Origin of the sequence: Dyadobacter sp. 3J3 (assembly GCF_009801115.1) — a bacterium.
Taxonomy (GTDB): domain Bacteria; phylum Bacteroidota; class Bacteroidia; order Cytophagales; family Spirosomataceae; genus Dyadobacter.
Genome location: NZ_VTOL01000005.1, coordinates 35,384 through 56,727 on the forward strand (window position 1 = coordinate 35,384; position 21,344 = coordinate 56,727).

General features: G+C 40.0%; 16 protein-coding genes. 8 read left to right on the forward strand and 8 right to left on the reverse strand.

The genetic code is table 11. The annotated features are described in order from the left end of the window. Positions 1-129 precede the first annotated feature (129 nt). Positions 130-3,033 carry a putative LPS assembly protein LptD gene (locus FZF08_RS12060; protein WP_159469086.1) on the reverse strand — a complete coding sequence of 968 codons (2,904 nt, stop codon included), beginning with the start codon at positions 3,031-3,033 and terminating at the stop codon, positions 130-132. Positions 3,034-3,108: 75 nt separating this feature from the next. On the opposite strand from FZF08_RS12060, the gene FZF08_RS12065 reads away from it, so the two are divergent. The 3 genes from FZF08_RS12065 to FZF08_RS12075 all read left to right on the forward strand — a co-directional run bounded on the left by FZF08_RS12065 (position 3,109) and on the right by FZF08_RS12075 (position 6,741). Further along, positions 3,109-3,906 carry an N-acetylmuramoyl-L-alanine amidase gene (locus tag FZF08_RS12065; RefSeq protein WP_159469088.1) on the forward strand — a complete coding sequence of 266 codons (798 nt, stop codon included), beginning with the start codon at positions 3,109-3,111 and terminating at the stop codon, positions 3,904-3,906. 112 nt (positions 3,907-4,018) lie between these two features. Further along, positions 4,019-4,987 carry an MlaD family protein gene (locus tag FZF08_RS12070; protein ID WP_159469090.1) on the forward strand — a complete coding sequence of 323 codons (969 nt, stop codon included), beginning with the start codon at positions 4,019-4,021 and terminating at the stop codon, positions 4,985-4,987. 140 nt (positions 4,988-5,127) lie between these two features. Continuing rightward, complete coding sequence (locus FZF08_RS12075; protein ID WP_159469092.1) at positions 5,128-6,741, forward strand: acyl-CoA carboxylase subunit beta; 1,614 nt, start codon at positions 5,128-5,130, stop codon at positions 6,739-6,741. Positions 6,742-6,837: 96 nt separating this feature from the next. Here FZF08_RS12075 and FZF08_RS12080 read toward each other — a convergent pair whose 3' ends face one another. Both FZF08_RS12080 and FZF08_RS12085 read right to left on the reverse strand, forming a co-directional pair. Further along, entirely contained in the window at positions 6,838-7,125 is a 288-nt protein-coding gene (locus FZF08_RS12080) for a hypothetical protein (protein ID WP_159469094.1), read from the reverse strand. A 67-nt stretch (positions 7,126-7,192) separates the two neighbouring features. Further along, entirely contained in the window at positions 7,193-8,551 is a 1,359-nt protein-coding gene (locus tag FZF08_RS12085) for a M24 family metallopeptidase (RefSeq protein WP_159469096.1), read from the reverse strand. Positions 8,552-8,666: 115 nt separating this feature from the next. Here FZF08_RS12085 and FZF08_RS12090 point away from each other — a divergent pair, with 115 nt between their 5' ends. Beyond that, positions 8,667-10,616, forward strand: coding sequence for an SGNH/GDSL hydrolase family protein (locus tag FZF08_RS12090; protein ID WP_159469098.1), 1,950 nt, complete (start codon positions 8,667-8,669; stop codon positions 10,614-10,616). Between the two features lie 55 nt (positions 10,617-10,671). Here FZF08_RS12090 and FZF08_RS12095 read toward each other — a convergent pair whose 3' ends face one another. From FZF08_RS12095 to FZF08_RS12105, 4 genes are all read right to left on the reverse strand, one after another. Next, positions 10,672-10,908 carry a DUF4926 domain-containing protein gene (locus FZF08_RS12095; RefSeq protein ID WP_159469099.1) on the reverse strand — a complete coding sequence of 79 codons (237 nt, stop codon included), beginning with the start codon at positions 10,906-10,908 and terminating at the stop codon, positions 10,672-10,674. A gap of 53 nt (positions 10,909-10,961) precedes the next feature. Next, entirely contained in the window at positions 10,962-11,333 is a 372-nt protein-coding gene (locus FZF08_RS12100; RefSeq protein ID WP_159469101.1) for a type II toxin-antitoxin system VapC family toxin, read from the reverse strand. Beyond that, a complete protein-coding gene (locus FZF08_RS31560; RefSeq protein WP_200837071.1) occupies positions 11,323-11,496 on the reverse strand; it encodes a hypothetical protein in 174 nt (57 codons plus the stop codon). The genes FZF08_RS12100 and FZF08_RS31560 overlap by 11 nt, the downstream gene beginning before the upstream one ends. A 113-nt stretch (positions 11,497-11,609) precedes the next feature. Next, entirely contained in the window at positions 11,610-12,521 is a 912-nt protein-coding gene (locus tag FZF08_RS12105) for a DUF1338 domain-containing protein (RefSeq protein WP_159469103.1), read from the reverse strand. Positions 12,522-12,805: 284 nt separating this feature from the next. Between FZF08_RS12105 and FZF08_RS12110 the strand changes: the two genes are divergently transcribed. From FZF08_RS12110 to FZF08_RS12120, 3 genes are all read left to right on the forward strand, one after another. Continuing rightward, positions 12,806-15,130: a PSD1 and planctomycete cytochrome C domain-containing protein gene (locus FZF08_RS12110; protein ID WP_159469105.1), complete on the forward strand. Its 2,325-nt coding sequence runs from the start codon at positions 12,806-12,808 to the stop codon at positions 15,128-15,130. An 89-nt stretch (positions 15,131-15,219) separates the two neighbouring features. Further along, positions 15,220-16,677 carry a DUF1501 domain-containing protein gene (locus tag FZF08_RS12115; RefSeq protein ID WP_159469108.1) on the forward strand — a complete coding sequence of 486 codons (1,458 nt, stop codon included), beginning with the start codon at positions 15,220-15,222 and terminating at the stop codon, positions 16,675-16,677. Beyond that, the gene (locus FZF08_RS12120; RefSeq protein WP_159469110.1) at positions 16,678-18,861 is read left to right on the forward strand and encodes a chitobiase/beta-hexosaminidase C-terminal domain-containing protein; all 2,184 of its coding nucleotides are present in this window, start codon (positions 16,678-16,680) and stop codon (positions 18,859-18,861) included. A gap of 165 nt (positions 18,862-19,026) precedes the next feature. On the opposite strand, the gene FZF08_RS12125 is transcribed toward FZF08_RS12120, so the two are convergent. After that, positions 19,027-19,767, reverse strand: coding sequence for an MIP/aquaporin family protein (locus tag FZF08_RS12125; protein WP_159469112.1), 741 nt, complete (start codon positions 19,765-19,767; stop codon positions 19,027-19,029). A 160-nt stretch (positions 19,768-19,927) separates the two neighbouring features. Between FZF08_RS12125 and purB the strand changes: the two genes are divergently transcribed. Then, entirely contained in the window at positions 19,928-21,283 is a 1,356-nt protein-coding gene (gene purB, locus FZF08_RS12130; protein ID WP_159469114.1) for an adenylosuccinate lyase, read from the forward strand. Positions 21,284-21,344: the final 61 nt, after the last annotated feature.

The following is a 21,344-nucleotide window of genomic DNA, read 5'->3' on the forward strand; positions in this document are numbered from 1 at the left end:
CCGGCCCAAAAGGTCGGCTTTTCTGTTTATAGTTAAAGCAAAAAATGATCAATTATTTGTTTTAGCCATGTGAATGAAAATGCTCACCAACCCAAGCTATAAGCTAATAGCCACAAGCTAAAAGCTCGATCAGTATGCCGCCCTATCCTGGAAGGACCGTCTTCTGGTCAGTTTCAAATCCTGGAGAATACTTGATTTAACTTTCAATATAAAGTTATAATTACTTACACGTGAAGCACTTCCCGCGAAAGGTGTCCAGCTGAAACTCATGTCCCAACAATGCAGATCACGATAAAGTGTCAAGGTGGTAATGGTAGGTTTGAAAGCAGTAAAGTCAAAACCGGTTGTTACGCTAATTTTGAAATTGGTTGATAAGCTCAAATCACCCGTTGCATTAATTGCCTGAATTAACATAGCATTCGATAAACCAGGTTTGGTTAATCCAAAGTTATAATTCAGTGTTAAATTCCAGGGCACATTAAAATCGACATACATATCTGCATTTCGTCGGATGAATTCCCGCTGCTCTTCGGTGACGTTAGCGTCAGGTAAGCCAGTTGTTGTTGCGGCCGGTTTGGTTTTATCAGATTTTTTTGGAGAAAAACTGGTTCCCAGGGTAAATCCAAGATTTTGTAAATTTGCTAATCCTTGTCCCTTGCTAAGTGCATATTCGTTTACCCGTATTCCCGTTTTATTAGTCTTGTAAACCGGATCTGCGATATAAGCATAAGGGTCCAGGTTGGCGTTAAAGTTCAGGTTTAAATTCTTCCCAACACGCGCGTTGGCATTAACCGTAATATTGGACAAATTCAAGGAATCAGCCATTAAATTATAACTACCTCCAAAACTTAAATTGTCCAGTAAGGATACTTTGGTAAACTGTGCCGCCGCGGTATCACTTTTGGATTTAAGCTTCATCTCAAAAGAGTTATTCAAACTGAACGAGATAACACTGGTTGCTTTTCCATTGCTTACGCCGGTACCAATACCATTATATCGGGATAATTTCTTTGTTTCACCCAGTTCATTGATCTGCACGGTTTGATAAAAACCGTAATTGTCGCCTGTAAAATCAGGTGTATAAGTATAGGATAAAGTAGGGATAACGGTATGCCGGATTGCTTCAAGCCGTTTTCCGCGGACAAAAAATGTCCCATAAAAGCGTGTGTTTATTCCGGCTCCGAAGTTATAGGAATACTGATTTCCTATTTTATTCAGGGTATCAATATGAACCGTGTTTCCTCCCTTAAAAGTGTATTGATATTGTTTGGTATAAATCTGGCCAGACAAAGACATGCTAGGCGTTAAATTGATAAACCGGAAAATTTTAAAGTTTGGAAGCGAAATCGGAATGCTGTAAGTACCGGTAAACTGAGCATCTTTGGCGAATTCCGGTAAATTTGAAATATTGAAAGGTAACGTCAGCGGGATTATTGCTCCTGTTGAATCAACTGTTCTTCTGATTTTATTATCAACTTTGAAACCAAGACGGGTATAGGAAGTATCAATTAAAGTGATTGAATTGGTGAGTGTATAATTTCCGCTAAAATCCATTCCCAAACGGAAACTGTCGTACCATCTAGAACGTCCGCCATTTAATGCAAATGGAGCGATCTGGTTTACTCCAAAACTGAAATCAGAAGAAATATTGGTTTTCCCACCTACTTTCTTGTTGGTATTAAGTACTCTCTGTCCGAAATTTTGATTTACACGTAAACTGGCAGCAGCCCTTAGATACTGTCCCATTGTCCTGTTATACTGAACGGATGAACTTGCGACGTTGGCTGTATATTTGGATACATTTGTTTCCTGCAGCGAGTTATAATTATTACTGGCAATATTGACGTTGGCAGAAAAGGTCGAGTTGCCCCGCGGTTTTGGCGCATGTGACCAAACCAGATTAAAATCGGATGTTCCGCCAAGGCCCAGTTGATTTTGGACCTCGTCACTGGATCTGTTTTTATTGTATCGTAAAGAGAAATTACCAGAATATTGGTAACGCTTTGAATAGGTTGTGGCAAGGCCTAAACCCCAGCTTCCTGTCGAATAAATCTGCCCGGTAACCGAGGCATTGATATATTCACTGATGGCAAAATAATATCCACCATCACGCAGATAAAATCCCCGTCCGTTTGGCTCCTGACCGTAAGTTGGGAAAATAATACCTGAAGTCCCGGCTTCTTTCTTTTTTGGAAATGGGAAAAACCCGAATGGAATAACAATAGGCAAGGGAACATCGGCAATGACCAGGTTGAAAGGCCCGGAAATAACCTGTTTCTTATTCACCATTTTGATTTTCGGTGCGTTGATGTAATAGTGCGGATGCGTCAGATTACAGGTTGTATAAATCGATTTCTGAATGTAGAAATTCCCTTCTGTATCTTTTTTTACCCTGTCGCCACGCACGTTCCCATCCCCTTGCTGGGTTACAATTCCCCTGATAATGGCTTTTTTGGATTTAAAATTATAACGGATTTCTTTCGTGTTATAAGTCTCTGGCCCGTCCTGGAAAATGGGTTCACCTATCGTTTTTTGGGAAGTTGAATCGTAAGTTCCATGCGCAAGTACTTCGTTAGTTACCCAGTTCAGACGGATATAATTTGCTTTTAGATTAATAGTGCCATAATTTACCTCCGCGTTCCCGTACAGGTGAACCTGTTTTAAAACCACATCCATAATGGTTGAATCTTCCGCAGTATATTTAACAACATTTTGCAGATCATCAGGATTTGATAAAGAATCAGCAGCAAGAGAATCGGCAATGGCCATTTTGGCCTTGATGATGGCTGAATCCGCAAGCGTGGAATCTCTTAAAGGAAGTGTATCTGTTTTGACAATTTTTCCATCCTGAGTTTTGGAAATAGCAGATTTGTCTGTCACCGAAGGCACAGAATTTTTGATTTTGGCTTTCGACGTAAGAATATCTTTCCCAGATTTCTTTGTGCTTTGCTTCACACATGCCATCGTGCCTAACAGAAGAAACGCAACAAGTCCCAGCGATATAATAATCGCCTTTTTTTTCAGTTCTAACAAAAGGAGTATTTTTGCATAACGAATGTCAAAATTAGCAGAGAAACTCCTAAAGAATAACGCCGTAACTAAAAAATAATGTTAAAAGTTCTTAAAATCGTAATCGCAGCGAGTTGTTTGTCTCTTAGTTTGGCCTTCGCTTTTCGGACAGCCCCCGCTTCATATAGTTTGCAAAGTAAGGTAAATGTTGTGGTAATTGATGCCGGTCATGGCGGTCATGATATCGGAACAAGAGGAAAAAAGGCCAGAGAATCCAATGTTGCACTAAAAATTGCACTAGCACTTGGACATAAAATCAAGGAAGATTCTCCGGATGTAAGAGTACTTTACACCCGTGATACGGACGAGTTTATTGAACTTGGCGAGCGTTCTGCTTTCGCTAACAGGAATAATGCAGATCTTTTTATATCCATACACTGCAACTCTACGCCCAATTCTCACAGCGTTAGAGGAACTGAGACGTACGTGATGGGGTTACACAAGACGAATGGTAACCTTGAAGTTGCAAAGCGTGAGAACTCGGTAATTCTTAAAGAAACGAATTACAAGCAAAAATATAAGGGTTTTGATCCGGATTCTCCTTTGGCGGCTATTATGCTGGCTAACTACCAAAGCGCATTTATTTCGAGTAGCCTGCGTTTTGCGGGACATGTTGAAAAAAAATTCCGTTCAGTTTCTGACCGTGACAGCCGGGGTGTTAAGCAGGCAGGGTTTCTGGTATTGTGGAGAACAACAATGCCCAGTGTGCTGATTGAAACCGGATTTTTATCCACACCAGAAGAAGAAGAATATTTAAATTCCGAAGATGGCCAGGACGAAGTTGCAGAATCGATTCTTCAGGCATTCAAGGTTTATAAAAAACAAATGGATAATTAAATTTGTCAAAAGGGTTTTTTGTTGATCAGTTGTCATTCATCAATACGAAATGATTTGTAAACATTTATTATTTTAAGCTTTTGACGAAAGTTGAAAGCCAATTACTAACTTCATGAAGCTAACAAAAGAGGTAAAGGTCGGGTTAATGGCGGTTATGGCGATGGTCTTATTATATTTTGGCTTCAATATCCTCAAAGGCTCAGACGTATTTTCCAGGACCTATAAGTACTATGTTATTTACGATAATATTGATGGGTTAACTGCTTCCAATCCGGTACTACTGAATGGTTTAAGTGTTGGGCGGGTGCAGGAAATCAAATTGTTGCAAAATCAGCAAAACCGTCTTCTGGTGTCACTGGATATTCAGAAAGGAATTATTTTACCAAAGGGAACGGCTGCATTATTAGCTGATGGCGGATTGCTGGGCGGAAAAGTGATCCACTTGTCTATGGGAACTTCTTCAGTAAATTTGCATGATAATGACACTTTGCTTGGGAAAAAGGAATCGGGTATTTCTGCGGTTTTACAGGAAAAGGCACTGCCGCTGATTACACATGCGGATTCTTTAATCCAAAATCTTGCAGCTGTTGCGGATGGATTTAAGGAGACCGGGAAAATTTTGAACCAAATGTTGAAAAACTATGATCAGACTGGAAATGCGGTGCAGGGATTAGTTACCGAAAATCGGAAAAATCTCTTGGTTATGACTTCCAATCTTAACAAATTGTCAGAGTCATTGGTGGAAACGGAAAAAGGATTGAAACCAATTTTAGCCAAAACGGGATCTTTTGCAGATTCTCTTCAGGCGCTGAGATTAGGTGCAACCGTTCAAAGTGCAAATCAGACAATATCAGAATTAAGACATATATTAGCTGAGGTTGAATCAGGAAAAGGAACAGCCGGAAAACTGATAAAAGATGAAACGCTTTATAACAACCTGAACAGCACCATTGTCAGTCTTAATAAACTGATGACGAATTTCAGGGAATATCCGAAACGGTATGTGCATTTATCGGTTTTTGGTAAAAAAGATAAAGGGCCGTCAGAATCACCGTTGGATACGACGACGAAAATCAAATAGCAGTTTCAAGTTAAGGTTCAAATATAGAGAAAGTCGTTTGCTGTAAGCAGACGACTTTTTTGCTTTTGATAGTAAAGGTTCCAATAAATTTCTACCTTGAATTTGAAATAATTATTGTTTCAAACACATTTCATCAGGCTATGGCAAATCAGGAAAACACACGGCAGCTCATTGAAAATCTTAATGAGCGATATGAAAAGGTAAAATTAGGCGGGGGACTGAAGAAGATTGAAAGTCATCATAAAAAAGGGAAATTAACTGCAAGAGAGCGAATAGATTATTTGATCGACACAGATTCTTACTTTTTAGAAATTGGTGCTTTTGCAGGGGATGGCATGTACTCAGAGGATGGCGGCTGCCCATCAGGAGGCGTTGTGGCCGGTATCGGAAACATTGCCGGAAAGCAATGTGTGATTGTTGCAAATGACGCAACGGTTAAGGCCGGTGCCTGGTTTCCGATAACCGCCAAGAAAAATTTACGGGCACAGGAAATCTCCATGGAAAACCTGTTGCCGATTATTTATCTGGTCGATAGCGCAGGAGTTTATCTCCCTATGCAAGCAGAAGTTTTTGCGGACAAAGAACATTTCGGAAGGATTTTTCGGAATAATGCTAAAATGTCCGCGATGGGTATTGTTCAGATTTCCGCGATCATGGGAAGTTGTGTGGCGGGTGGAGCTTATTTGCCCATTATGTCCGATGAAGCGATGATCGTGGAAGGAACAGGATCGGTTTTTCTGGCCGGGCCCTATCTTGTAAAATCTTCTGTGGGAGAAGATGTCGATGCCGAAACTTTGGGGGGAGCTGCGATGCATTGCGAAATTTCCGGTGTCACGGACAACAAATACCCGGATGATAAAACTTGCCTGGATGCTATCAAAAGGCATATTGATAAAATCGGACAATCAGCTATCGCGGGTTTTGATCGGAAAATAGCCATAACGCCTGCTCGTTTCCCTGAGGAAATTTATGATATTCTTCCGGTAGACAGGTTGAAGCCTTATGACATGAAACAGATTCTGGAATGCATTGTTGATGCTTCTGAACTTGATGAATATAAACCTGATTATGGGAAAACCATTGTTTGTACTTATGCAAGAATTGATGGCTGGGCAGTTGGAATTGTTGCCAATCAGCGAAAAATGGTAAAATCCGGAAAAGGAGAAATGCAGATGGGCGGTGTTATTTATGGCGAATCGGCGGACAAAGCCGCAAGGTTTATCATGAATTGTAACCAAAAGAAAATTCCACTGGTTTTTTTTCAGGATGTTACCGGTTTTATGGTGGGAAGTCGTGCGGAGCAGGGTGGGATTATTAAGGATGGGGCAAAAATGGTGAATGCAGTTGCCAATTCCGTGGTGCCAAAATTTACTTTTATTGTGGGTAATTCATACGGTGCCGGAAATTATGCCATGTGTGGAAAAGCGTATGATCCCAGATTAATTTATTCATGGCCAACAGCACAAATGGCGGTAATGAGTGGTACAACAGCTGCAAAAACATTAGTTCAGATTCAAACTGCAACGTTAAAATCGCAAGGAAAAGAAATTACTCCGGAAGCTGAACAGGAATTGTTAAATGAGATAACGGATCGATATAATGAAGAATTATCACCCTATTATGCCGCAGCCAGACTTTGGGTTGATGGAATAATTGATCCGGTGGAAACTAGAAAAATTATTTCTGTCGGTATTGAAGCGGCAAATCATGCACCGATTAAAGAGGTATTTAATGTAGGTGTTATACAGGTATAAGTAGAGAGTTTGAATTTTTTGGACAAAAAGAGAAGCCAACATTTAAAGTTGGCTTCTCTTTTTTAATTTCACTAAGGATATCTTTTAACTATTATTTTATGATTCTCTGATTTCAAGAAGCATATCATCAGTAATTTTATTTTTTTCTTTAAAGTCTGAAACCTTCTCTGTAAATGAAAGGTGCAAAGCTTCGATATTTTCAAGGTTTTTATATGCGCCGTCATAAATTTCATTCAGCGATGCTTCAAGACCTTCAGCATTGACATTCATATTTTCAGTCTCAACCTGACCTATTTTCTTAATAACGGCAGTTTCGCTGTTTTTCAAATCTTCGATTTCACGAAGAATCTTTTCCATCGCTTTATACTTTTCAATATTCTCCATAAGTTTCAAGTTGTTGTTTAATTATGATATTGTTAAAATATCGTACCAACCTGAAAAGTGAGAATTTTTATTTTCCAACGTTGCCCAGCAATCTTGGAATCACAAAAATTTCTTTTTGACGTCCGTTAATGAATCGAAAACCGGTTTTGTCAAAATATCCGTCTTCTTCCAACATGATCCGGATTGTCTTCTTCCATTCGTCGATTTTTACTGCCGCATTTAATTCAATGGAATAGGCGGTATTTTCATATAAAGGATAATCTCCCGGACCTTTCACCCCTTTTTGCTGATCCCACAAACCGATAGTCGGGCCAGCGGCGTGGCCATGTGATCCAATCGGATGGGTATAGATTGATCCGTTTATACCTTCTTTTTCAGCCTGAGCAAGTGCGTCCAAGAGAATTTGATTTCCGGTTTTTCCGGATTTGAACTGAGAAACCAGAATATCCTGAAGGCGATTTCCGGTAGAAAATGCTTTTTTCAAATAGTCCGGTACTTCGGTTTCATTTGGTTTAAGAATATAAGCGTGCTGCTGCTGATCCGTATTCAGTCGCAGATACGTTATTCCAAAATCACAATGAAGCAAATCTCCTGGCAAAATCACCTGATTGCCCGGACGTTTTGAAAATGTTCTTAAATGATCAAATTTCTGGTCATCGGCGCGCTGGATATCAATGGTTGGATGAAACCAGGTTTCCAATCCTAAATCGGTAACACGTTGTCTCAAAAACCACACAACATCATCAATGGTCGTTATTCCCGGCTGAATGACCTTTTCAGAAAAAGCTTCTTCAATAATTTCATGTGAGATCCGGGCGATCATCGGATATATGACCATTTCTTTTTCCGTTCTGGTTTCCAGCCATCCAACCGCCAGTTTTTCAGCTGAAACTATTTTTGAATGAAAATCTTTTGGAAGTTTTTGAAGAAATTCTTCATGTTCGTTATAAGTCAGACCGTCAGCATGTCCGTAGTTTTTAGAAAAGTTAAGTGCAATTTTTTTTGGATTTTTTTCCTTAATCACTTTTGCCAGCGCATCCCATTGATCCGGATTTGAACTTATATCCCACTCACCTTTCAACAATGTTCCCACGTCATATCTGGCAATCGCCAATTTATCAAGCGGTTTTCCTGCTCCCGGATCGAAAAATACCATCACAGTCCTTCTTCTGGCCGAAAGCCAGGTACTTGGAAGCATGGTTTTCATGACCGGATCTTCATTGTATTCTCTCGAAATAATAACCCACATATCAATACCTTCCCGCCGCATCAGGGTCGGAAGCAAATTTTCAATCCGGTCTTCCAGAATATCGTCGACAGCCATAGCACGTTCCCGTTCGGTTAGAATTATTGGTACAGACTGAGAAAAAGTGTTTTTTGAAAAGAAAAAAAGAAAAAGTAACAGAACAGGAGAAATCCGGGACATTGGCAGTAAAGAAGTTAGGTAGATAATAGAACAATATAATGATTGTTGACTGGAAAAAATAAATAAGGTTTGCGCTTATATGTTAGAGATAAGCCATTCCTGTCTTTGTACTATTATGAAAACGATAAAATATCTTTCCTGCGCTCTTTGCATTCTTATCCTTTTTAGTTTTTCCGGCAATCTATTGGCACAAGCTGATGAGCAAACTTCGGTTTGGAAAGGATTTGATAAGGTTGAATTTTCATTCCAAAATACAAAAGCCTGGTATGTAAAACCAAAGCAGGCACTTTCCGGAAATCCGTGGGTTTGGCGCGCACATTTCCCAACGTGGCATACGGAAATGGACAGCATTTTGCTGACCCGGGGATTTCATATCGCTTATGTCAATACCAATGATCTTTTCGCTCATCCGAAAGCGATGCAGATTTGGGATGCTTTTTACGATTATCTGGTGAAGCAAAAACAATTTGCACCAAAAGTTGCGCTGGAAGGTGTCAGTCGCGGAGGTTTGTATGTGTACGGCTGGGCTAAAAGAAATCCTGATAAAGTGAGTTGTATTTACGCCGAAGCACCAGTTTGTGATCCAAAAAGCTGGCCGGGCGGAAAGGGTAAAGGACAAGGTTCGCCAAAGGATTGGGCAAGTTGGCTGGAATTGAATAAACAGACCGAGGAAACTGCCAAAACTTTTGATGATATTCCATTGAACGATCTGGCCGGTTTAGCATCTTTCAAAGTGCCAATTTTGCATGTAATCGGATTGAATGACAAAATTGTTCCGCCAGCAGAAAACTCGGATATTTTAATTGCCAATTATATCAAACTGGGCGGTCCTGCCACAGTTATTCCGATGACACTCGGAGAGCAGGCTTTGGAAGGGCACCATTTTACAATCGAACATCCGGAAACGCTGGCGAATTTTATCTATGACAATAGTGTCCCCGTTTTAAAGCCACTTTCACATACTCCATATATCGAAGTAAATCGTGGATTAGCTAATGCCTATGAAAAATTCCAGACAACGAAGAAAGGAACCGTAGCATTTTTGGGCGGTTCGATAACGCATAACCCCGGGTGGCGGAATAAAACAGCAAAGTATCTTCAGGAGCATTTTCCTGATACCGACTTTACATTTATTGCAGCAGGAATTCCATCTTTGGGAAGTACTCCTCATGCTTTTCGTTTTCAGCGTGATGTTTTGGAAAAAGGTACGCCTGATTTACTTTTTCTTGAAGCGGCGGTTAATGACAGAGGAAATGGTTTCAGTGAAAAAGCGCAGATAAAAGGCCTGGAAGGAATAATTCGCCAGATGTATGCAAAAAATCCAAAAGCAAATGTGGTATTAATGGCTTTTGCCGAACCTGCTAAAAACGCTGAATACGATGCAGGAAAAGAACCTATTGAAGTAAATGTACATCAGAGAATTGCAAAATATTACGGAGCGGCTTATGTCAATCTGGCCCGGGAGGTTTATGACAGAATAAAAGCCGGAGAATTTTCATGGAAATATGATTTTAAAGATCTGCATCCGTCACCTTACGGACAGGAAGTTTATTTTCAGACTATCAAAGAATTATTGAAATTGAATCCTGATCCTGCAACTGCGGGAATTGTAAAATTGCCCAATCCTATCGATAAATTTTCTTATGAAAAAGCAAGTTATCATCCAGTAGCAGAAGCAAAAAATCTAAATGGATTTAAGATTGACCCTGATTGGAAACCCATTGATAAAGTTTCAACGCGACCGGGTTTTGTAGATGTTCCGATGCTTGTAGGAGAAACTGCAAACGCTTCTTTTGAATTTGATTTCAAAGGGCGTGCAGTAGGAATTGCAATTATTTCCGGGCCGGACGCTGGAAAACTTTCCTATTCCATTGATGGAAAAAAAACGCAGACAATGGATTTATTCACGCAATGGAGTACGCAATTACATTTACCCTGGTATTTGATGTTGGCAGACGAATTGTCTTCGGGAAAACATAGTTTGAAATTAAATATTACTCAGGATAAGAATGAGAAGAGTATTGGGAATGCTTGTCGGGTGGTTTATTTTTTGGTGAATGAGTGATGAAAACTTTCTCTTTTCCACTTTTAATAGAAACGGGTTATAGATTTCTACCAGATCATTCTGTTACCAACTCGCGAACGTGAGGAATTTCTCTATGCGAAATTTTTCTAATTTGGGGTGCAAGCAACGTTTCAACTGCAACAGTCTTGCCATCAACAGTTAGGAATTCAACTTCATAACCTTCTCCGTCATTGTAAACCATAACAACATTTCCTATGTCCCCTTTTTTTAAACCGGATTGAGGCAGATCATCATTCAAAATGATTTTATCGAATTCCTTTATGTTTTCCATAAATTTCTTCATTTGGGATAAGCTTTTCAAGCTAAATTGATGACTATCAATATTTAAAAGTCAAGTAAAACCAAATCCAAGTCGGGGACATTAGCAAACCCTTTGTCAAAAGTTACAAACTCAATTTTGAGGAATTGAGCGGTTGCCGCGATGATGGCATCGGGAAGTTTGATTCGATAGGATTGTTTTAGTAGAATAGCGCGTTCCTTAATGCCGCTAGTAAGTTCCAATACCGAGCAATCATTCAAAAGAAGTTTAAAATATTCTTTTTCAGCCTTTGTAATTTTATAAAAACCCAGCAATTCAATCTCTGTAATTGCGGAAACAAATATTTCTTTTCCCTGCAAGTGCGGTTCTATCCCTGTTTTCCCTTCGGCCAAATTTATAAATACATTCGTATCTGCCAGAATTTTTTTACCATTCATCCCTTACTTGTTTTTGATAAGTAAGACCGTCTAAACCTCTTTTAAGTTTCCCCGCATATTTCTTTGCATCAAAACCTTTCCTAGTTGCTCGGTCCTCTTCAATTGCTTTCATCGCGTCTTTAATTGCTGAAGGCGGCGCATCTTTTTTGATCACTACAACCATGATTATTTCGTTTACTATTTTTCAATCGATTTAACTTACTACTAAATTACGCATTCGCTTTTGATTAGCAATACGTTAGAGGCCCGTACCACAACTTTGAATAAAATAGTTAGTTACTTCCCAGTCTGCGTCGTGTAAGTGCTCTCAAAAATCTTATCCGCATTGGCTGCTTCAAATCCATCCCGTCGATTTTTTCTAGTAATTTGATCCGCTGACAAATTTGCAAACTCAGGTAAAACCTTTCTTTCAGCAAATTCTACATAAGAACCTGAAATTTTATACGTTTCTCCACCTGCAAATTCCGCTTCGATCATCTGCGCTACTGTAGCGCTTTGTATTAAACCACCATCCGGACTGGTTTTTATTTTTCCTCCAGAGGTATTAAGCAAAATTCCATGTTTTTCAAGAAACACATTGAAATCTGCAACCGTGTTATAACCTTCCGGTAAATTATGCACGCTGATCGTGAAATGGTTCAGATAATAACGGTTGTAAATCACCCAGGCCGCATATTCGCTTTCTTTTAGCAATGTCACGTAATCACTTAAAGAAGGCGTGCGCCAAAGCGGCGTATGCAAAAAAGCATCAACAGCTACACCATTATTTAAATCGAGCTTGTCAACCGGATCGCCGAGGACTTCGTCGGTGTAACTTTTAATAATGCGCTGACTTTCTTCTGAAAGATCGCCTACCATAAGTTCACTTACAAAAATCCGTGGGTCGGTTTCTCTTGGCGGCATATACCACCAGGCGTCCAGTTTTTTTCCTTCAAAGAAATAAGAATCCTTTTTTTTATAACCATAATGAAGAAATATTTTCTCAAAAGATTGGATGCCAAGCTGTGGAACGCCCATCGTCCGGAAAGCGATATGATCATTTTCAATATCCTTTTCACTACCAATAATTCCTTCTGAAATCATTGCATTCAATATCTTTTTTACGTCCGGAACGCGCTCGTGATAGCGATGCATCAACCCACCTAAAACTGTATCAAGTGTATCTGTTGTTGAATTTGAAACTGACATATAAATTTAATTTGAGGTCAGAAATATAATAATCTGAAATTATAGGTATTATTTGGGTAAATTGAAGTATTACTGAATGATTATTCTGTCAGTTAAAATTCAACATGCCTTTTTAATATAAACGATTATAGAAAAAGATTTTTATAGTATGTTCATACATATTAAGTAGATTTCGGCGTTTTATTAAAATAATTTAAAATATTTAGAGTATAATCATACCGTTGATTATTTTCTTCAGTAAAACATTTTTGAAAAGTTTATAACCCTAATAACGAAATAAATTAATGAAGAAGCGACTCTTCTTTTTGGCCGGTATGCTTTTTACGATCGTGATTGGTATTATATCATGTTTCCAAAAGAATGGCGTGGCCGGAAAGAAATCTTCGGATGAAATTGTAAGCTATAATTTTAACATCCGGCCTATTTTGTCCGACAAATGTTTTGCATGTCACGGGCCTGATGCGAATAAAAGAGAGGCTGGATTGCGTCTGGATATGGCAGAAAGCGCTTATGCCAAGTTAAAAGACGGAAAAGGAGCTGTGGCGATTTTTCCTGGAAAACCGGAGCAATCGGAAGTATATAGGAGAATAACTTCTCTCGATCCGGAAATGCAGATGCCAACACCGGAATCGCATTTGGGATTATTATCCGAAACTGAAATTGCTACTGTAAAACGATGGATAGAGCAAGGCGGTAAATACGAAAAACATTGGGCGTTCAGTGCGCCGGTTTTACCGAAAATACCGGAAGTTGATAAAAAAGACTGGCCAAAAAACGAGATCGATTATTTCGCTCTTGCCAAAATGGAAAGTATGGGTATCACGCCGAATGAAGAGGCAGATAAAAGTCATTTGTTGAAAAGAGTTGCCCTGGATTTGACAGGCTTACCTCCTTCCATTGAACTTCAAAATAAATTTGCTGCTGATAATAGTGCAAATGCCTACGAAAAAGTAGTCGACGAATTGCTCAGCCAAAAAACCTATGGTGAAAAAATGGCTTTGCATTGGCTTGATGTTGCGCGTTATGCTGATTCTTACGGGTATCAGGATGATGAAATCCGTACGCAATGGCCGTGGCGCGATTGGGTGATTAATGCTTTCAATAAAAATCTTTCCTATGATAAATTCCTTACCTGGCAAATTGCAGGCGATATGCTTCCGAATGCTGGTAAAGAACAAATCCTGGCAACCGCGTTTTTCAGAAATCACAAATACACGGAAGAGGGCGGTGTGATTCCGGAAGAATATCGGATTGAATATAATATTGACAAAACGAAAACCTACGGGATGGGAATTCTCGGTCTTTCGGTAGAATGCGCCCAGTGCCATGATCATAAATACGATCCCATTTCGCAGGAGGATTATTACCGGCTTTTTGCCTTTTTTAATAATACAAAAGAAGTAGGTTATGAAGGAGATGTTTCTCAGTCGAAGCCAGCCAAAAATCCGATCATGAGTATTTCGGATGATGAGGCAAAGAAGATTTTAACTTTTATCAACCGCCCTGATACCAGCCGATTAATGGTTTCTGTTATGGGAGAAAGGGACACGTTACGAGCGACACACATTCTGAATCGCGGAGTTTATGACGCTCCGGGAAAAGTCGTCAGCGCTTCGGGACTACCTTCTGTTATGAAGTTTGACACAACAAAAATTCCTCAAAACAGATTGGGGTTGGCAAGCTGGACAACGAGCAAACAAAATCCGTTAACAGCCAGAGTTTTTGTAAATCAGATATGGCAGGAGCTTTTTGGAAGAGGAATTGTAAAAAGTACCGGAGACTTTGGAATGCAGGGAGAATTGCCTACACATCCGGCGCTGCTTGACTGGATGGCTGCGGATTTCATGAATCATGGCTGGGATATCAAACGATTGGTAAGAGAAATCGTCACCTCCAGCACCTACAAACAATCCGCAAAGCTGACGAAAGAAAAAGAAAAGCTAGATCCTGATAACATTTATTTGTCGCGTGGGCCTCGTTACCGTTTACCGGCAGAATCCGTGCGGGATATGGTTTTAGCGAGTAGTGGATTGTTAAACTCAAAAATTGGCGGACCTAGTGTGAAACCTTATCAACCAAAAGGTTTATGGGAATCCGCGACTTCCGGCCGTGGGCAATTGGCAAAATATAATCAGGATCATAATGACGCGCTTTACCGTCGGGGAATGTACACGTTTATCAAACTTACCGTTCCACCGCCTTCTATGATTATTTTTGATGCCAGTAACCGGGATCATTGTGAGGTGAAACGTTCGAAAACAAATACTCCCTTACAGGCTTTGGTGATGTTAAATGATCCGGCAGTTTTGGAAGCATCAAGAGTTTTGGCAGAAAGGATTTCGTTAAAATCTTTAACACCTGAACAAAAAATAACGGAATCGTTTCAACGGATTGTTTGTCGGAAACCTTCAGATAAAGAGGTCAAATTATTAACTGAATATTATAAAGATGAGTTTTCTGTGATTGGAAAAAATAAAAATCAGGCACATAAAATTTTGAATGTGGGCGAGTATCCGCATGAAGTGAAGGTGAAAGAGAATGAGGCAGCGGCGCTGATGCGGGTGATTAACACGCTGTACAATATGGAAGAGACGATCACGAAAACTTAAATTTAACCGCAATGGGCGCAATTGAAAGAAATCGCCCTTGCGTCCATTGCGAAACATATAGCGCCTATTGCGGTTAGAAAAGACTTGATATGGAAAAACCGATTTTTGATTTTGGTTTAAATACGAACCGTAGGCATTTTTTATCCAAACTCAGTTTGGGTTTAGGAAGTGCTGCCTTGGGTTCCCTGCTGATACCTGATATGTTCAAAAGTGGAGGCGAAAGCGATGTGAATGACTTAATGGCCGGATTGCCCCACTTTGCCCCCAAAGCAAAACGGGTGATATACCTTTTTCAAAACGGTGCGCCGTCCCAGCTGGATTTGTTTGATTACAAACCGATGCTGAATAAAATGCATGGTCAGGATTTGCCGGCATCGATTCGTGCCGGGCAGCGGCTGACCGGTATGACAGCCAATCAGGCAAAATTTCCGCTTGCAGGTTCTGTTTTTAATTTTGCTCAATACGGAAAATCAGGCGCCTGGATGAGCGAATTATTGCCGCACATGTCCAAAATTGTAGATGATCTTTGTATCATAAAATCGCTCAATACTGAAGCCATAAATCACGATCCGGCTTTGACATTTTTCCAAACCGGCGCCCAGGTTGGAAACCGACCGAGTATGGGTTCCTGGTTGAGTTATGGTCTGGGAAGTGAAAATCAGAATTTACCTGGATTTTGCGTGCTTTTGTCGCGTGGAAAGGGAAATGGACAAGGCGTTTATTCCAAATTGTGGACCAATGGATTTCTGGATTCTGTACATCAGGGCGTGCAATTCAGCAGCGGCGAAAATCCGGTACTTTATCTGAATGATCCCGATGGAATGAACCGCGAAGAAAGGAGAAAAATGCTGGATAAACTTTCACAACTAAACCAAAATACATTCGATGAGTTCGCGGATCCGGAAGTGACGGCGAAAATTCAGCAATATGAAATGGCTTTTCGTATGCAGACCGCTGTGCCTGAAATCACAGATATGAGTAAAGAGCCGGAGTCTATCGTCAAAATGTATGGACCGGAATGTCTGGTGCCCGGCACTTATGCAGCAAATTGTCTTTTGGCAAGAAAATTGTCTGAACAAGGTGTTCGCTTTATTCAACTTTATCATCAGGGTTGGGATAGTCACGGTGGTTTGCCGAATGAAATTAAAGGCCAGTGTATGGATGTTGATCAATCTTCTGCCGCGCTTATTACAGACTTAAAACAACGTGGATTACTGGATGAAACACTGGTAATCTGGGGAGGAGAATTTGGCCGTACGAATTATTGTCAGGGTACTCTGACAAAAGACAATTACGGCCGAGATCATCATCCGAGAGCTTTCACAGTCTGGATGGCTGGTGGCGGTGTAAAACCAGGAATTGTCTATGGAGAAACGGATGAATTTGGTTATAACATTGTAAAAGACCCTGTGCATGTGCATGATTTTCATGCAACAATATTGAATCAGCTAGGTTTAGATCACGAAAAATTAGTTTTTAAACATCAGGGACGCCGTTACAGACTTACTGATGTCGCTGGCAAATTGGTAAAAGGAATTATTGCTTAAATGGAGTCAGCATCACAACCGAATGGTCGTTCTTTTTCTGATTGGAAAGGATGGATTTACAATTTTGCCTTCTTTTTGAACGGCCTTTTAATTTTCCTTTTGGTATTTGAAAACCGTTTTGTAGTACCAGTGTGGATGCAATCTTTGGGGCGTATACACCCTTTGGTTCTGCATTTTCCTTTGGTGGTTTTAATGCTTTATTCGTTCTGGATTCTTGTTGTTGAAAAGAAAGAATCGAGTAAATGGAATGAAAATCTGGCCGATACTCTTTTATTGATTGGAATTGTAACTGCGGCGATTGCAGCCTTTTCTGGTTTTGTACTATCACAAGAAGAGGGTTATGAAAAAGATGCTATTTTTTGGCATAAATGGCTTGGAATAGTAATATCGATTGCGAGTCTACTTTGGTATAGCTTTCAAAAATATTTACCTCCCTGGAAAATCCCTGCAAAAATTATTTCTGTTTCGCTGCTGATCATGCTTTTGATTGGCGGTCATTTGGGTGGAAATATTACGCATGGCGAAGATTTTTTAACGGCTCCTATGCAGCTTGCCGTTGTTGAAAACGATAAAGTAACGTTCGAAGAAGCAAACGTTTATACTGATCTGGTTGAGCCGATTTTGGAGCAAAAATGTATTTCCTGCCATAATGCCCAGAAATCCAAAGGCAATTTACAAATGCAAACCAAAGAATTGTTTGCAAAGGGTGGTAAGGAAGGGACTCCCTGGGATACCACAAAAGCTGATCTTGGAGTTTTATTAACACGTGTTCATTTGCCTTTAGACAATAAAAAGCACATGCCTCCGAGAGGAAAGGCGCCCTTAACCGATGAAGAAATTGCCATGTTGGAAGCATGGATAAAAGAGGGATCGAGATTTGACCTGATGGTAAAATCAGTCAGTCCCCAGAACCCGATTTACAGTTATGCACAAAATGTTTTGGCTGGTTCTGAGGTTGAGGAAAAATATGATTTCAGTGCGGCAAGCCAGGATAAGATTAAGGAATTAAATTCAACCTATCGTTTGATAAAATCCGTTGCCGCGGAATCTCCCGCTTTGGCAGTGAATTTTTATAACCGGGCAAATTTCAAAAGTGAAGATATTGCCGCATTAGCTCCTATAAAGGAGCAGATTATTGAAATGGACCTGAGTAAAATGCCGGTAAAGGATGAAGATTTGAAAACAATTTCTCAATTCACCGAATTGCGAAAACTGATTTTAAATTTTACAGATATCACCGGCTCAACATTGCCGGAATTGAAAAAATTGACAAAACTTAAAAATTTGTCTCTGAGTGGTACAAAAGTAAAATTGCCGCAAATTCAGGCCCTTTCGGAAATTCCGGCTTTGAAAAATGTCTTTGTCTGGAATACAGATCTGACAAAGCAGGAAATGTCTACTTTGAGAAAGTCTTCTAAAATCAGTTATGAAACAGGCTTTGCAGGTGACACCGTGGTACTGAATCTGAATCCTCCAATTGTCGAAAATGAAGATCCAATTCTTACCGGAAATACTTTAATTCGTATGAAGCATCAGATTCCCGGAACAGTAATCCGGTATTCGCTGGATGGAAAGGAACCGGATAGTACGACTTCGATGGTTTACAGTAAACCTTTTCCGGTAGCTCAAAACACAAAACTAATCGCAAAAGCCTTCAAAAAAGGGTGGTATGGAAGTAAGCCGGTTGAGAAATTTTTCTTTAAATCTACCTATCATCCGGATAGTGTAAGGCTGATTACGAAAGCGGATTTGAAATATCCTGCCCAGGGAAATAAAACCTTGAATGACGGTATTAAGAGTGACAATTCGACTTCCAGCGGAAAATGGCTGGGATATCGGGATCAGGATTTGCAGACTTATTTATATTTCAAAAAACCTGTCGAAGCGCAAAGTGTCACCATTAGTATGCTTCGTAATGTAGGAGGTTATATTTTTCCACCGACCCGGATTGAAGTTTGGGGTGGCACGAATGAAAAACAAATGAAATTGCTTAAAGTGCTGACACCAAAAATGCCAGATAAAACGACCTCGAACTCAGAAAACCTCGTATTTGATTTCGATTTTCCTTCACAAGAAATCAGCTGTTTGAAAGTAGTTGCAAAACCTCTGGCGAAGCTTCCGGAATGGCATCCGGGAAAAGGTCAAAAGGCCTGGATATTTGTAGATGAAGTATTTATAAATTAGAAATTCCCGTACGATCCCGGATAATAAAGTTCCGAGCGGTACGGGAATGGGTCTTTTGAATTACTTTACTTCGCCAGTCTTAAGACTATTTCAGAATTGCCTTTTTGGATTCCATAACCAAAAGAACAATTAGTCCTCTCCGCTATTGTTAATAAGAATAGTCCCTTAGAATGAAAACATACGTAATATAACGGCTCCCACTATGGCTCCAACAATAGGCCCTGCAATTGGGACCCAGGCGTATCCCCACTCAGATGATCCTTTTTTGGGAATAGGTAAAATGGCATGAGCAATTCTTGGCCCTAAATCTCTGACCGGATTTATGGCATATCCTGTTGTACCACCCAGGGATAATCCAATACTCCAAACCAGCATACCAACTAAATAAGGCGCAATTCCCGAAGGAATGGGTCCTCGCTGTACATCCGAAGTTCCTGAAAATCCAATGGCAGCAATGCCGACAATTAAAACGATAGTGGCAATAAATTCACTTAAAAAGTTAGCTCCTGGCGATTTGATCGCGGGATTTGTTGAAAAACAAGCCAGTTTGCTGCCTGGATCATCGGTCGCTTTCCAGTGAGGCAGATATTGAAAATATACAAGTATAGCTCCTAAAAAAGCACCGATTAATTGCGCCATGATAAAACTAAAAACATTGCTGTAATCACTTTTTAGAACAGCAAAGGCAATAGTCACAGCCGGATTTAAATGAGCACCGGGACTTCCAAATGCATTGGCAACAAACACCCCAAAAATCACTGCAAAAGCCCAGCCTGCGGTAATCACAATCCAACCTCCATTTTCACCTTTTGTCTGCTTCAAAACGACATTGGCCACCACGCCGTTTCCTAATAAAATGACCATCATGGTACCTACTAATTCTCCGATAAAAGGGGTTTGCTGCATAAGGGTAAAATAAGGGATATGTATTCGTAAGCAAATATGTAAATAGTATTAAAATAACCTAGACAAATGCTAAAAAGAATATTTCATGGCCATTATACCAGTTTGTCCTCGTGAATTCTTTTAACTTTGTAATAAAATTTATCTTTCTGCATTGTAAATCATGTCATTAAATCAACTTACGGCTATCTCGCCGGTCGACGGTCGCTATTATAAGCAAGTATCTGAGCTTTCTTCCTATTTTTCTGAATATGCCCTAATTTATTACAGAGTCTATGTTGAGGTGGAATATTTTATCGCACTTTGCGAAATCCCGCTTCCTCAGCTGTCAGAATTTGACAAGAAACTTTATTCTTCTTTACGTAAGATTTACGAAGATTTTAATGAAGAAGATGCGCTGCATATCAAGGATATCGAAAAAGAAACAAATCATGATGTAAAGGCAGTTGAATATTTTATCAAAGAAGAATTCGAAAAACTGGGCATTGAGGCATACTCGGAATTTATCCATTTTGGTCTTACTTCTCAGGATATTAATAATACTGCCATTCCTCTTTCGTTAAAAGACGCTTTGGAAAGAACGATAAAACCGTTGTTCCGACAGGTTCTTTTTGTGCTTAAAAGAATGTCTATCGAATGGAGAAATATTCCTATGCTAGCGTTTACGCATGGACAACCCGCTTCTCCTACACGTGTGGGAAAAGAATTTCTGGTGTTTGTTGAAAGATTGGAGCGTCAGCTTGAAATGCTGGATACAGTGCCGCATTCAGCAAAATTTGGGGGTGCAACAGGTAATTTTAACGCGCATCACGTGGCTTATCCAAAACAAGACTGGATGGCTTTCGGAAATCATTTTGTAGATGGATTGGGCTTGAAACGTAGCCGCCATACAACACAAATTGAGCATTACGATAACCTGGCTGCGATTTTTGATAACCTGAAAAGAGTTAACACAATTCTTACAGATCTTAACCGGGATATGTGGACTTACATTTCCATGGGTTATTTCAAACAAAAAATTAAAGCTGGTGAAGTAGGTTCATCCGCGATGCCGCATAAGGTCAATCCGATCGATTTTGAAAACTCGGAAGGAAACCTTGGACTAGCTTCTGCGTTGTTCGAGCATTTTGCACAGAAGCTACCTATTTCACGTTTACAGAGAGATTTAACGGATTCAACCGTTCTTCGTAACATTGGTGTTCCTCTTGCACATCAGGCGATTGCGCTTAATTCTTTGATCAAAGGATTGGGAAAATTAGAGCTTAATGAAGACATGCTGAAAGCTGAACTGGAAGATAACTGGGCGGTAGTTTCCGAAGCAATCCAGACAATTCTTCGTCGTGAAGCATATCCGAAACCATATGAGGCGTTGAAATCGTTAACACGTACCAATGCAAAAATCACGCATGAGTCAATTTCAAATTTTATTGAAACGCTGGATGTAGCTGAAAGTATTCGTGAAGAGCTGAGACAAATTACTCCGTTTAATTATTTGGGGGTTGTTGAGGAGACGAAGTAGTTGAGGATATTATTTTGGAAGGAATTAAAGAAGTCAACATTGGTTATGCCCGGTGTTGACT

Bases quoted from the DNA above. Each gene is read 5' to 3' on its own strand.
- FZF08_RS12065 (WP_159469088.1), top strand. From the start codon at position 3,109: ATGTTAAAAGTTCTTAAAATCGTAATCGCAGCGAGTTGTTTGTCTCTT.
- FZF08_RS12070 (WP_159469090.1), top strand. From the start codon at position 4,019: ATGAAGCTAACAAAAGAGGTAAAGGTCGGGTTAATGGCGGTTATGGCG.
- FZF08_RS12075 (WP_159469092.1), top strand. From the start codon at position 5,128: ATGGCAAATCAGGAAAACACACGGCAGCTCATTGAAAATCTTAATGAG.
- FZF08_RS12080 (WP_159469094.1), bottom strand. From the start codon at position 7,125: ATGGAGAATATTGAAAAGTATAAAGCGATGGAAAAGATTCTTCGTGAA.
- FZF08_RS12085 (WP_159469096.1), bottom strand. From the start codon at position 8,551: ATGTCCCGGATTTCTCCTGTTCTGTTACTTTTTCTTTTTTTCTTTTCA.
- FZF08_RS12090 (WP_159469098.1), top strand. From the start codon at position 8,667: ATGAAAACGATAAAATATCTTTCCTGCGCTCTTTGCATTCTTATCCTT.
- FZF08_RS12095 (WP_159469099.1), bottom strand. From the start codon at position 10,908: ATGGAAAACATAAAGGAATTCGATAAAATCATTTTGAATGATGATCTG.
- FZF08_RS12100 (WP_159469101.1), bottom strand. From the start codon at position 11,333: ATGAATGGTAAAAAAATTCTGGCAGATACGAATGTATTTATAAATTTG.
- FZF08_RS31560 (WP_200837071.1), bottom strand. From the start codon at position 11,496: ATGGTTGTAGTGATCAAAAAAGATGCGCCGCCTTCAGCAATTAAAGAC.
- FZF08_RS12105 (WP_159469103.1), bottom strand. From the start codon at position 12,521: ATGTCAGTTTCAAATTCAACAACAGATACACTTGATACAGTTTTAGGT.
- FZF08_RS12110 (WP_159469105.1), top strand. From the start codon at position 12,806: ATGAAGAAGCGACTCTTCTTTTTGGCCGGTATGCTTTTTACGATCGTG.
- FZF08_RS12115 (WP_159469108.1), top strand. From the start codon at position 15,220: ATGGAAAAACCGATTTTTGATTTTGGTTTAAATACGAACCGTAGGCAT.
- FZF08_RS12120 (WP_159469110.1), top strand. From the start codon at position 16,678: ATGGAGTCAGCATCACAACCGAATGGTCGTTCTTTTTCTGATTGGAAA.
- FZF08_RS12125 (WP_159469112.1), bottom strand. From the start codon at position 19,767: ATGCAGCAAACCCCTTTTATCGGAGAATTAGTAGGTACCATGATGGTC.
- purB (WP_159469114.1), top strand. From the start codon at position 19,928: ATGTCATTAAATCAACTTACGGCTATCTCGCCGGTCGACGGTCGCTAT.